The organism is Actinoplanes sp. NPDC049681 (assembly GCF_044465265.1).
GTDB lineage: Bacteria > Actinomycetota > Actinomycetes > Mycobacteriales > Micromonosporaceae > Actinoplanes.
In genome coordinates, this window is sequence record NZ_JBITLP010000010.1 from 410,169 (window position 1) to 422,109 (window position 11,941).

Sequence of the window (11,941 nt, forward strand, 5' to 3'; positions counted from 1 at the left end):
CGCCCGTTCCGGGCCGGTGCCGCCGGCCCGGAACGGGCGCCTACGACTCCACCGACTCGGTGAGATCGGTGGCAAGGGCCGTCGCGGTCAGCGCTGCCGTCCTGCTCTGATGGTCGACGACCGTGCCGATCTCGGCCGCCACCGCCGCGGCGGCCGCCGGCTCCAGCTGCGCCATGATCGGGCTCAGGACGCCGAGGTCGCCCGTGTGCAGCGCCTCCCCGAGGAGGACCCGGGCCCGGGGCGTCGACCGGATGGCAGACGCGACGACGGCCAGCGCGCTCGCCTGCTGCAGCGGGTCGGCGATCGAACGTGCCACCGCCTCGGCCCGTTCCGGATGCGAGCCGGCGATCGTGGCGACGATTCCGGCTCGCGCCTCGACGGACCGTTGCGGGTCGTCGATCGAGGCGATGAGCGCCTCCGCCCGGGCCGGATCGGTCGCCGCGACCGCCACCGCGAGCCGGCTCAGCACGTCCGCTCGCCGGTTGGCGGGGATCAGCGCGGGCCGCAGCCGCTCCGCGCGGCGGCGATCGACGGCTTCCAGTGCGGCGAGCTCCCCGGCCCGGTGCCGCCTGTCGCTGACCAGCAGGATCAGCCGTTCACCACGGGCGGGATCCTGCCGCGCGATGGCGACGGCCACCTTGGCCACGGCCATCGCCCGGACATACGGATACGGGATCGACAGTGCGAGCGCCTCACCGCGGTCGGCGTCCCGGTCGGCGACGATGGCCGCGACGTCGGCCAGCGCCTCGGCTCGGCGGTGCGGGTTGCGGATCGCGCGTACCAGGTCTGCCGCCCGGTCCGCGTCGTGGGCCGCGATCACGGCGGCGGTTCCGGCCAGCGCCTCCGGTGCCCACTGGGAATTGGTGACGGACCGGGCCAACGCCTCCGCGCGGTCCGGGTCGGCGGCGGCGATCGCCACTGCGATCCTGGCGGTCGCCTCGGCCTGCGCGAAGACGCCGCCCATCGTGGATGCGAGCGCCACGGCACGGTCGGCCAGCGTACGGCTGCTCGTCAGGTCGACCGCGGCCACCGCAGTCAGCGCTTCTATCTTCCAGAAGTAGTCGACCGAGCACGCGAGCGCCTCCGCGTACGCCGGATCCGTGGTCGCCGCCGCCTTCGCCAGGCCGATAAGAGTTTCCGCACGTCGGCGGCGGCCGACGATCGCCCGGGCCAGCACCTCGGCCTGCGCCGGATCGCCGGGGGCCACCGCGACGGCGATGTCGGACAGCAGCTGCTCCTGCCGGTCCGCCTCGGTGAGCGAGCGGGCCAGATCCTCGGCGGCGCCGGCGAGGATCCGAGCGCTGCCGGGATCGACCGGAACCAGCGCCGCGGCCGCCGCGGTCAGGGCCTCGACATGACGCCGCGGTTCCCGCGTCCCCGGCGCGTTGTCGACGTCCGCCGACTCGGTCGCGATCGCAGGCCGGCGCTCACTGACGACGGACAACGCGGCCATGCCCTCCGCGCGCCAGCGCGGATGCGGGATCGACCGTGCGATGGTCGTCGCCCGCGAATGGTCGGTGGTGGCCATCGCGACGGCGACCCGGGCGAGCGCCTCACTGCGTTCCTCCGCCCCGGTGGTCGAGCGCGCCAGCATCTCCGCCCGGCGAGGAACGCGCGGGGCGATCGCCACGGCGAGCGCGCGCACGGCATCGTTACGCAGCAACGGATCGCCGATCGACCGCACCAGCTCCTCCGCCCGGTCCGGATCCGTCGGTGCGAGCGCAACGGCGATGCGCCCCAGGGCCTCGGCCCGTCCCAGCGGGTCGTTGACGGCTTCGGCCAGCCGCACCGCCTCGTCCGGATCGTCGCCGGCGATCACGCCCATCACGCCGGCCAGCGCGATGGCGCGATGCCGTGAGTCGGTGACGGACCGCGCCACCACCAGCGCCCGCTCCCGGTCGGTGTGTGCGACCGCGGTGGCGATGCCCGTCAGTGCCTCGATACGGCGAGAAGCGTCCTGGATCGACTGCGCGGTGCTGACGGCCGTTTCGACGTCCGACGCGGCCGTGCCCACGGCGAGGTCGACGAGCACTCTCTCGCGTACGTCCTCGTTGGTGAGGGAGCGGGCGAGCGCCTCGCCCCGCCGGGCCACGCCACGCATCCGGTCCGGCTGGCTGACCGACACCGCCGCGGCGACCTCCGCCATGGCCACGGCCTGCTGTTCGACGTCCGGCAGGCAGCGGGCCAGGGCCTCGGCGCGTTCGACGAAGCCGAGCCGGGCCCACACCTTCGGCAGCCCAACCGGCATGTTCTCGTTGCGCATGGTGAGCACCCGCCGGTGCACCGCCAGCCGGCCGAGCGCCACCAGGTCCGGCCGACCGGCACGGCGAATACGCTCGCCGACGGTGGCGATCTCGTTGAGCGCGGCGGAATCACCACCGGTGATGTCCAGCATTCTCGCGTGGCGGTCCGGGTCGGTCGCCAGCACGAGCATCGCGGCGACGTCCCCGGTCACGTCCAGCAGCCGGAAGTAGTCCCGGAGCAGATATTCCGGAGTGTCGGACGGCCAGCGTTCCCGGCGATAGCCCTCGGCCCATTCGTGCAGCCGGCGCCGGATCTCGGGCAGTTCATCGGCGAGCTCGGCCGCCGCCCGTACCTGCAATTCCTCGTGTGCCAGGACGTAGACCGGCGTTTCGGAGCGCCACTGCCCGGCCCGCCCGCTGAACGTACGCCCGGAAACCGTGCACAACTGCTTCTCGACCTGTCGCAGCGACGAACCGGTGAGCGCGGCGAGATCGGCGCCGGAAAGCCCGCCTCCGGCCGCGGTCAGCACGCCGAGCAGATCCTTCTCGGCGGAGGTGCCCTCCAGCAGCCGGTCCAGTTCCCGCTCCGCGTCATGCCGTACGACCTGGGCGAACGGCGAAGCCCTGAGGGAACGCACGATGGCGGGATCCCGCACCGGATGCCAGTCCGGAACATCGGCAGGAATAGGCGGATCCGGACGCCCCGACAGCAGGATCCGCATCCCGTCGTCCGGTCGCGTGGGCAGCAGCGCCGCGATGCTCCGTGCTTCCGGCCCGGTGACGACGCCCCGATCCTCGTCGAGCCCGTCGACGAGGAGAATGAGCCGTTCGTGACGCTTCCGGCAAGAGGCCGCGGCCTGACGAACAAGGGTCAGCAGCGACGATTCCCGGGTCGCCGCACTGGCGAAGCGAGGGGTGGGCCGCCCCAATATCTCGGCGAGCTGCTCGGCGACGACGTCCACGAAGGACGCCCGGTCATTCTGCGAGGCATACCGCGCGGTGACGAAGAACGACACGATCCGTACGCCCGGCGGCGGATGCAGCACGAACCAGGACATGAGCGCCGACTTACCGGCCCAGGCCGGCCCCCGCCACCACAGAAAGGGAACATCCACCTCCGGCGCCGTACAGAACTCGTCCATCTCGGCAAGCTCGGCCGTACGCCCGCGAAGCTCGCTGGGCGCGATCTCGCGTACCCGATCGGGATACCCGGAACAGGCCGGCGGTTCGGTGCCGATATTGAGCTCGTGCACGGTGCCGGTAACCGCAACACCGCCCCCGTGAGCGGTCGCATCCCCGGTCGCGCGCGGCCACCAGCCGAACAACCCACCCCGGCTCAAGCCCGGCGCCCGCGACGATCGTCGCCGGTGTTCGCGGTCCCCCCTCCACGGGCCTCGGCATCCCCGGTGTCCCGCACCGAGCCCCCGGCGGAGCCGTCGCCGATCAAGCCGGTATTGGCGAGGCTTCCGGAGCCCACGGCCGTCGCATTTCCCGTACGCGAAACCACCCGTCCCGAATCCGCGGCCGCGCGCCTGGGCGTGACGAGTCCAATGAGACCGATGGCCACGGAGAGGAAGACGCCCACGAGCGAGGTCCACTTCTCCGCCCGGTCGAGGCCCTGACCGCTGAGCAGCACCACGCAACCCACCAGCCCACCGACAAGGAACAAGCCCGCGATGGTGACTCTGAGCACCCGCCCCATGCCTCCATCATGACAGCGCCCGCCCGCCGCCCATCGGACAACAAGTGCCCCTCCACTTTGCTGGCGTCGGCTGCTGTGGGCAGGGCTGCTGACCGGACCGGAGCGTGACCGGACGGCCGAGGGCGCCCCACAGCGGCGGAGCCGACGACGGAGGAACGCCACCGATCCGCCGCGACGACGGCGTCTCGGCGCCGCGACCGCGTTCGGCCGGAACCGTTGCCGAGGCGACGACGTCGAACCGAACCAGATCATGGAACGGTACGACCAGCTCGGAGCCGAACCTCCCGAGTTCAACATCGCCGCCAACGACGCCGCGAACAGCGGCCATGGCGCCCACACCGACGAGCGGCATGGACCGGGCGTTCCGTTGCCGCGGGATCCGAGCACCCGCACGGTTGAGGGCCGCATCTACGGCGATCCGCCTTGGGGCCGACCGGAGAACTGGTCCTATCGCTGGACGGACGCCTCCACCATGAACCGCACGGTGAATGACTACGTCAGGCAGAACTGGGAAACGATCCGCAGCGACCTGGCGCTCCGCGGCAGGCACAGCGGCGGGTTCGACGCAGGGCACCGCATCGGCGAGGGCTATTACAACAACGGGATGTTCGGCTCCGGTCCGCGAGACGCGCAATACACGGCGACGAGTCTTGTAGTGGTCCGGATCCAGATCGTTCCGGGCTCGGATCCGCCCGAGCCGTTCATCGTGACGGCCTATCCTGCGGGACTACTCTAGGGCCCATGGAGACGCCTCGCCTCCCCGAACCTCTTCGCGCGCGGGCGGAGGCGCTCGCCGCACGGTCGCCGCTGGAGACCGTGCGCGACTTCCTCCGCGGTCATGTGACCGACGCCGACGACATGGAAGAAATTCGTTCGGGTCTGCAGCAGGTGGCCCAGGTCAGCACCCGGGGGCTTGACCAAGAGCTTGCCGCCGTCGAATCGGTACTGGCCGAGCCCCTGCCCGATGGCACGCTCGCTCGGCTCATCGGGTGGGACGCCAACTGGGTGCTCGATGATCCGTCCGATGCGGGCGCCGCCGCATTTCTTCGCGAGCTGGCGGACATGATCCGCGAGGTGCTCGCGGCGGCGCGCTAGCTGAATTGTCCTATCTTTCGGCGCTGCATTTTCCATCTTCCGGGTGTCTTCGTTGGGGGGTCGACCCGGGACGTTCGGGCAGCACCGCTCCACGCTCCGGGCAATTCGCCGCACGGGTGGGCGAAAGCAGTGGTGGCGCGTAACCGAGCGTGTCACGCTCGGTCACGTGACAAGCAATTCGTCTCCGAAGACGTGGGACTTCACGAAGGACCAGACCGACGCCGGGTGGCGGTCGATGTCGCTGCTTGCTCGCTTCGTCCAGCGCGGCGGCCATCCCGCTCCGGTGACTCCGACCATCGCGCTGAGCGCCGGGGAGAAGCAGTACGGCGCATTTCCCGTCAACGCGATGTCGTACTTCTCGACCGACGTGGACTACTCCAGCGGTATCTTCGCCAGTGGCGGCTTCTTCTTCACCGCCAGCAGCACCGCGGCGCGCTGCGGGTGGCGTAACGAGGGACGGCAGTCGGTGACGCTCACCAGTCAGCGTCTGGTACTGCGGGGCGCGGAACGGGCTCAGGCGTACGACTTCCGTACGCTGATCCTGATCCAGCCGAACCCGCTCGACTGGTCGGTCAACCTGTACTTCCAGGGCGCCCAGCCGATGATGCTGCGGGGGCCCTGGGTGCCGTGGATGACCGTGGTGATGTCCGCGGAGCTGTACGGCTCGCCGTGGCCTCCCGGTCCCATGCCGAACCTGGACATGCCGATCAAGGCTTTGTGCGAGAAGCCGTAGCGCGGACCGTGCCCGGGCTGCCAGGCTGGCCTGGTGAGCGACTACGACCTGGTGGTCCTGGGCTCGGGGCCCAGTGGGCAGAAGGCGGCCATCGCCGCGGCGAAGCTCGGCAAGCGGGTGGCGATCGTCGACCGGCGCGACATGATCGGCGGGGTGTGCATCAACACCGGCACGGTCCCGTCCAAGACGCTGCGCGAGGCGGTGCTCTACCTGACCGGCCTGAGTCAGCGTGACCTGTACGGCAGCAGTTACCGGGTCAAGGAGGACATCACCGTCTCCGACCTGGCCGCCCGCACCCAGCATGTGATCAGCCGGCAGACCGACGTCATCCGCAACCAGCTGGCGCGAAACCGGGTCGTCATGATCACCGGAACCGGGCGGTTCGCGGACGCGCACTCGATCTGGGTGGACGGCGGCGACGGCCGGGAGAGCAAGGTCACCGCCGACAAGATCATTATTGCCGCGGGTACGCGTCCCGCGCGGCCGGACAGCGTGGACTTCGACGACCGGACGATCGTCGACTCGGACGGCGTGATCAACCTCGAGGCCGTACCGCGGAGCATGGTCGTGGTCGGCGCCGGCGTGATCGGCATGGAGTACGCGTCGCTCTTCGCCGCGCTGGGCACCAAAGTGACGGTCGTCGAGCGCCGCGACAAGATGCTCGACTTCTGCGACGAGGAGATCGTCGAGTCGCTCAAGTACCACCTGCGGGATTTGTCGGTGACGTTCCGCTTCGGTGAGGAGGTCGCGGCGGTCGAGCGGCACCAGACCGCCGCGCTCTGCATCCTCAAGAGCGGCAAGAAGATCGTCGCGGACACGGTCATGTATTCCGCCGGGCGGCAAGGGCAGACCGACGACCTGGCCCTGGACGCGGCCGGGCTTTCTGCGGACCGTCGCGGTCGCATCGAGGTCGACAGCAATTTCCGTACGGCGGTGGAGCACATCTACGCGGTCGGCGACGTCATCGGCTTCCCGGCGCTGGCGTCGACGTCGATGGAGCAGGGCCGGCTGGCGGCGCACCACGCCTGCGGCGAACCGGCCCGGGACATGCACCAGCTACAGCCCATCGGCATCTACACGATCCCCGAGATCAGTTTCGTGGGTGCGACGGAGGAGCAGCTGACGGACGACGCGACGCCGTTCGAGGTAGGCATCGCCCGCTACCGGGAGCTCGCCCGGGGCCAGATCGTCGGTGACTCGTACGGAATGCTCAAGCTCCTCGTCTCCCCGGGCGACGGCAGGCTCCTCGGCGTCCACGTCTTCGGCACCGGCGCGACGGAGATCGTGCACATCGGACAGGCGGTGATGGGCTGCGGTGGCACGATCGACTACCTCATCGACGCGGTCTTCAACTACCCGACGCTGGCGGAGGCATACAAGGTCGCGGCGCTCGACGCCGCCAACAAGATCCGCAACATCTCCCGGATCGACGGCTGACCGGCCCGAACCCGGCAACCGCCAGTTCACCCGCCGGTCACCACGATCCAGAAACGTCCGTGGGATGCGTCGTACTCTCGCTTTCACGATCGCCGGTGCGCTCCTGGTCGCCGGCAGCCCCGCCCACGCCGGCGGCCACCCGGACCGCCCGGTCACGGCCAGCGCCGAGACCCCCGCGCTCTTCGACGACGAGGCCGGCGGCGACGCCGACGCCGACGACCCGGCGATCTGGGTGCATCCCGGCGACCGCGGCCGGAGCCTGATCGTCGGCACCGCCAAGAACGGCGGCCTGCGCGTCTACGACCTCGCCGGGCGGGAGCTGCAGTCGATCCCCGCGGGTGACGGCGGCCGCTTCAACAACGTGGACATCACCCGCGGCAACCTGGTCGTCCTCACCGATCGCGGCCGGGACCAGCTGCGGTTCTTCCGCATCAACCCGCGCACCCTGCGACTCACCGACGTGACCGTCGCCCACCCGCCGCTGCTCTTCTCGAAGGACGAGGAAGAGGTCGAGGGGCAGGCCACCGGCTACGGCCTGGCCACGTACGGGAACCTCGCCGTCGTCAGCCGTCGCCACACCACCCGCCTCGGCTTCTTCGAGATCCGCGACCACGGCGGCCAGGTCTCGTACGTCCGCCGCGAGACCCTGGACCTGCCCCGCACGTTCACGCTCAAGGACGGCAGCAGCTGGACGCCGTGCGGTGACCCGGGCGAGGATCCGCAGGTGGAGGGCATGGTCGTCGACGCGAAGGCCCGGGTGCTCTACGCCGCCCAGGAGGACGTCGGCCTGTGGCGCATCGACCTGCGCACCAAGAAGAAGCACGTCGTCGAGTACGTCGCGGAGTTCGGTGCGCCGTACGACGCGGACTGCACGCTCACCGGCCCGGGCCAGGGCGGCCGCATCCACGCGGACGTCGAGGGCGCCACCATCTACGAGGACTACCTGCTTGTATCGAGCCAGGGCGACAGCCGCTTCTTCGTGTACGACCGCCGCACCAACGCGCCGATCACGAGCTTCGCCGTGACCGACGGCCCGCGCATCGACGGCGTCCAGCACTCCGACGGCTCCGCCGCGACCTCCGCCGCGCTGCCCGGCTATCCACGCGGTCTGCTCGTCGTGCACGACGGCGAGAACACCCCGGACGAGGGCCGGGTCAGCACGAACTTCAAGTACGTCGACTGGCGCCGGCTCGGTCTGCGCCCATAGCGGCGAGGAACCCGTCCACCGAGGCGGACCAGGGGAACCGCTGGGCACGCGCCCGGGCCACCGTTCGACGGCCCGGGCGCTCCAGCAGGATCCGTGCCGCGAGACCGAGCGACGGCCCGTCGTGGGCGGACAGGCCGGCGCCGCCGAGCACCTCGGGCAGGGCGCTGGCGGCGTTCGCGACCACGGGCGTACCCGAAGCCAGCGCCTCCAATGCAGCCAGCCCGAACGTCTCCACCGGGCCAGGGGCCAGCACGACGTCGGCAGTGGCCAGCAGCGCCGCGAGCTCCTCACGCTCCCGCAAGTGCCCGAGGAACCGCACCGGCAGGCCCCGCCCGGCGGCCTCGGCCTGCAACGCCTGCCGCAACGGCCCACTACCCGCGACCGCCAGCACCGCGGGCACGCCGTTGGACCGCACAGCCGCCAGGGCGTCGAGCGAAAGAGCCGGCCGCTTCTCCGGTGACAGCCGCCCGCAATGCACCAGCAGCGCGTCGCCCGGCGCGGCCCATCGGCGCCGCAGCCACGGATCATGCCGCTCCGGGCTGAACACCTCGAGATCGACCCCCAACGGTACGCGGACCACGTCCCGTACCCCGATCCGCTCGAACTCGGCAGCCGCCCAGCCGGTCGTAGCGACGATCCGGTCAAAGTCCTCGGCGGTGCGCGCATTGAGCCGATCCGCGACCCAGCGGGCGTTGCCGCCGCCGAAAAGACGCCACAGCCCGTCGAGGCTCTCGTGCGAAACCATGATGGACGGTACGCCGAACCGCCGCGCCCACCGCCCCACCCAGCGCAGCGTCGTACGGTCCGACACCTCGAGGTGGTCGGGACGAAGCCCCCGCAGGATGTCGACGAGCCGGCGCCGGTCGAGCAGCACCCGATAGCCGCCCATCCGCGGCACCTCGGGCCCCGGCACGGTGATCACCAGCCCCTGCTCGGTGACCTTCTCGGTGTACCGCTCGCCTGGATGAATCAGCACGGCCTCGTGCCCGGCGCGCTCGTACCCGATGCCCAGCTCTCGCAGCGCCGTCCGCAGGCCACCGGAGCTCGCCGTCACGAAGTTGGCGAGCCGCACGATCCTCATGCCGTGACCAGCGATCCGGCCAGTGCCGCCTCGTAGTGCCCGATGAGCTCGTCGCCGACGGCCGCCCAGCTGCGGCCCTCGATCGCCACCCGGCCGGCCGCGCCGAAGAGCGCCCGCCGGTCCGGATCCGCGGCCAGCCCGGCCACCGCGTCGGTGAATCCCTCCGATCGGTACGGCGGCACGAGGTGACCCGTACGCCCGTCCTGCACCAGGTCCCGCGGCCCCCCGGCAGCGGGCGCGACGACCGGCAGCCCACTCGCCATCGCCTCCTGCACCGCCTGCCCGAACGTCTCGTACGGCCCGGTGTGCACGAACACGTCGAGGCTCGCGTAGATCCGGGCGAGCTGATCGCCGTGCCGCGCCCCGAGAAACACCGCCTCCGGCAGCGCCCGCCGCAGCATCCCCGCCGCCGGCCCGTCACCCACCACCACCAGCCGTACGCCTGGCAGCCGGCTCACCCCGGCAAGCAACTCCACCTGCTTCTCGACGGCGAGCCGCCCGACGAACCCGGCCAGCACCTCGCCGCGCGGAGCAAGCGCCCGCCGAATACCGCCACTACGCCGCCGCGGATGGAACCGCACATCATCCACCCCGCGCCGCCACAGGTGCACCCGCCGCACCCCGTGCGTGGTGAGCGCCGCAACCGACTCGGTCGAGGGCGCCAACGTCCGCGCGGCGGCATTGTGGACGGTCCGGATCCAGCGCCACGCCGCCGGCTCCGTCATCCCCACCCGGTACGCCCGCGCGTACGCCGCAACATCGGTCTGGTAAACCGCGACGCACGGCAACCGAAGCGCCTTGGCGGCGGCCGCACCCCACGCCCCGAGCACGAACGGGCTGGCCAGATGCACCACCTCCGTCCCGTGCGTACGCAACGCAGCAGTCAACGCGGGCGTCGGCAACCCCAGCCGGATCTGCGGATACCCGGGCATCGGCAGAGAAGGAATCCGCACCACCGGGTACGGCAGCGACCCGACCGCACCCCGAACCCCCGGCGGCGGCTGCGGAGCGATGACCATCGGCTCATGACCGCGGTTCACGAGATGCTCGGCCGCGCGTACGACCGAATGGGCGACACCGTTGACGTCCGGCAGAAAGGACTCCGTGACGAGCGCGATTCGCATGGGGTCACGATGATCGGCGGTCCCGGTCCGCCGCAGAACGGCCCCGTGGCCGGAAGGGGAACGATCGGCGACAAGACCGCTGTTCGCCCGTTGGACGCCTCTCGTCCGCAAGCCGTTGTGTCGACCGAGAGCCGACGGCACGTGGTTGCCGGCAGCGCTCCCGCATCCGACGTCCTTGGGCGATCGGCTGCGGCTGCGGCTGCGGCTGCGGCTGCGGCTGCGGCTGCGGCTGCGGCTGCGGCTGCGGCTGACGGTAAGCCACTTCGCCGGCCGGCGCTGTGTGTTTCGGCGGGTCAGTTTCGGCTGACGGTGAGCTCGGAGACGCCGGAGGACGCGTCGAGGTCGAAGCGGTCCTTGGCAGCGTCCCAGGTGGGTGGGCTGAACACCGTGCCCGCAGCGACACCGGCGTGAGTCTGCCCGTCGATCGTGACGTCCCCGGCCCCGTCCCGTATCGCAACGCGGACGGGAGCCGATCCGGCGAGGTGGACGAGCAGCTGGCTCGCACCGCTGCTGACACTGATCCTCTCGGTGCCCGAAGCGGCCGGTAGGGACAGTTCCGCCTTGCTGGTTCCCGCGGTGAGCTCAACGTCCCCGCCGTTCGACCCGCCGGTCAGATCCACGGCCTCATCGCTGGCACCGCCGGCGAGGCGTACCTGCCAGCGGACGTCGCGGGAAAGCACCACCGTGACGATGGCGGGACCGTCGCGCCGGGTGTCACGCAACCGGGCGGTGACCGAGGTGCCGTCAGCGTCCACGGCGGGCGTGACCTTCGAGTCTCCGGGGGTGGCCACGTGGAACAGCTCTCCGCCCAGATCCGCCACGCTGACCCGTACGACGTCCGACCCGTCGACCAGCTGGAACGTGTGCGGCTGGGTCGAATAGCCGGCGCCACCCCGCACGACGTTGTCGGGATCGCTGGGAGCGGCCTGGCCGACACCGGGGAGTCCTAGCCCGGTGCCGGATCCCGGCCAGGTGGGGATGGGGCTCGGAGACGAGCCTCGGTGTTCGGGGAGTGCGTAGCCCGGCTGGTGCGCCGGGTTATGGTCCCGGCCACCGTCGTCGGTCATCGAGCATCCGGACATGAGGAGGGCCGCGGCCAGCGCCCATGCCCTCAGCGCCCGGGCAATCATGGTCACCTATTACCCGACCCCTCGGTTCCCTACACGCCGCGCACGCCTGCCTGTCAGAGGGCACCGTACCGATCCGAGCTCAGCTGCTACCGGCGCTGGAGATCCGGGACGCGACGCAGAAGCGCAACTGACAAACAGAAAAGGGCCGGCCCCGTGGCGGGGTCGGCCCATTCTTGTGGTGGTACGGGA

Annotated in this window: 11 protein-coding genes; 6 read left to right on the forward strand and 5 right to left on the reverse strand. The window is 71.2% G+C overall.

Annotation, left to right across the window (positions count from 1 at the left end; all coding sequences use genetic code 11):
* Nucleotides 1-40: 40 nt before the first annotated feature.
* Together ACIBO8_RS34140 and ACIBO8_RS34145 are read right to left on the reverse strand one after the other, a co-directional pair.
* A complete protein-coding gene (locus ACIBO8_RS34140) occupies nt 41-3,496 on the reverse strand; it encodes a hypothetical protein (protein ID WP_396119556.1) in 3,456 nt (1,151 codons plus the stop codon).
* 83 nt (nt 3,497-3,579) lie between these two features.
* Complete coding sequence (locus ACIBO8_RS34145; RefSeq protein WP_396119557.1) at nt 3,580-3,945, reverse strand: hypothetical protein; 366 nt, start codon at nt 3,943-3,945, stop codon at nt 3,580-3,582.
* Nucleotides 3,946-4,195: 250 nt separating this feature from the next.
* Between ACIBO8_RS34145 and ACIBO8_RS34150 the strand changes: the two genes are divergently transcribed.
* From ACIBO8_RS34150 to ACIBO8_RS34170, 5 genes are all read left to right on the forward strand, one after another.
* Nucleotides 4,196-4,681, forward strand: coding sequence for a hypothetical protein (locus tag ACIBO8_RS34150; RefSeq protein ID WP_396119558.1), 486 nt, complete (start codon nt 4,196-4,198; stop codon nt 4,679-4,681).
* Nucleotides 4,682-4,686: 5 nt separating this feature from the next.
* Nucleotides 4,687-5,040 carry a hypothetical protein gene (locus ACIBO8_RS34155; RefSeq protein ID WP_396119559.1) on the forward strand — a complete coding sequence of 118 codons (354 nt, stop codon included), beginning with the start codon at nt 4,687-4,689 and terminating at the stop codon, nt 5,038-5,040.
* Nucleotides 5,041-5,206: 166 nt separating this feature from the next.
* Nucleotides 5,207-5,773: a hypothetical protein gene (locus ACIBO8_RS34160; RefSeq protein ID WP_396119560.1), complete on the forward strand. Its 567-nt coding sequence runs from the start codon at nt 5,207-5,209 to the stop codon at nt 5,771-5,773.
* Nucleotides 5,774-5,806: 33 nt separating this feature from the next.
* Nucleotides 5,807-7,210 (forward strand): Si-specific NAD(P)(+) transhydrogenase, encoded by a 1,404-nt coding sequence (gene sthA, locus ACIBO8_RS34165; protein ID WP_396119561.1) that lies wholly within the window; start codon nt 5,807-5,809, stop codon nt 7,208-7,210.
* Between the two features lie 64 nt (nt 7,211-7,274).
* Nucleotides 7,275-8,417, forward strand: a complete 1,143-nt coding sequence (locus ACIBO8_RS34170) for a phytase (protein WP_396119562.1) — start codon at nt 7,275-7,277, stop codon at nt 8,415-8,417.
* Here ACIBO8_RS34170 and ACIBO8_RS34175 read toward each other — a convergent pair.
* A complete protein-coding gene (locus ACIBO8_RS34175; RefSeq protein WP_396119563.1) occupies nt 8,377-9,498 on the reverse strand; it encodes a glycosyltransferase in 1,122 nt (373 codons plus the stop codon). The genes ACIBO8_RS34170 and ACIBO8_RS34175 overlap by 41 nt on opposite strands.
* Complete coding sequence (locus ACIBO8_RS34180; protein WP_396119564.1) at nt 9,495-10,622, reverse strand: glycosyltransferase family 4 protein; 1,128 nt, start codon at nt 10,620-10,622, stop codon at nt 9,495-9,497. The genes ACIBO8_RS34175 and ACIBO8_RS34180 overlap by 4 nt, the downstream gene beginning before the upstream one ends.
* 175 nt (nt 10,623-10,797) lie before the next feature.
* On the opposite strand from ACIBO8_RS34180, the gene ACIBO8_RS34185 reads away from it, so the two are divergent.
* Entirely contained in the window at nt 10,798-10,929 is a 132-nt protein-coding gene (locus tag ACIBO8_RS34185; RefSeq protein WP_396119565.1) for a hypothetical protein, read from the forward strand.
* Here ACIBO8_RS34185 and ACIBO8_RS34190 read toward each other — a convergent pair.
* Entirely contained in the window at nt 10,916-11,758 is an 843-nt protein-coding gene (locus tag ACIBO8_RS34190) for a hypothetical protein (protein WP_396119566.1), read from the reverse strand. The genes ACIBO8_RS34185 and ACIBO8_RS34190 overlap by 14 nt on opposite strands.
* Nucleotides 11,759-11,941 lie beyond the last annotated feature (183 nt).

Coding starts and splice junctions, on each gene's coding strand:
- ACIBO8_RS34145 (WP_396119557.1), bottom strand. CDS start 3,945: ATGGGGCGGGTGCTCAGAGTCACCATCGCGGGCTTGTTCCTTGTCGGT.
- ACIBO8_RS34150 (WP_396119558.1), top strand. CDS start 4,196: ATGGAACGGTACGACCAGCTCGGAGCCGAACCTCCCGAGTTCAACATC.
- ACIBO8_RS34155 (WP_396119559.1), top strand. CDS start 4,687: ATGGAGACGCCTCGCCTCCCCGAACCTCTTCGCGCGCGGGCGGAGGCG.
- ACIBO8_RS34170 (WP_396119562.1), top strand. CDS start 7,275: ATGCGTCGTACTCTCGCTTTCACGATCGCCGGTGCGCTCCTGGTCGCC.
- ACIBO8_RS34175 (WP_396119563.1), bottom strand. CDS start 9,498: ATGAGGATCGTGCGGCTCGCCAACTTCGTGACGGCGAGCTCCGGTGGC.
- ACIBO8_RS34180 (WP_396119564.1), bottom strand. CDS start 10,622: ATGCGAATCGCGCTCGTCACGGAGTCCTTTCTGCCGGACGTCAACGGT.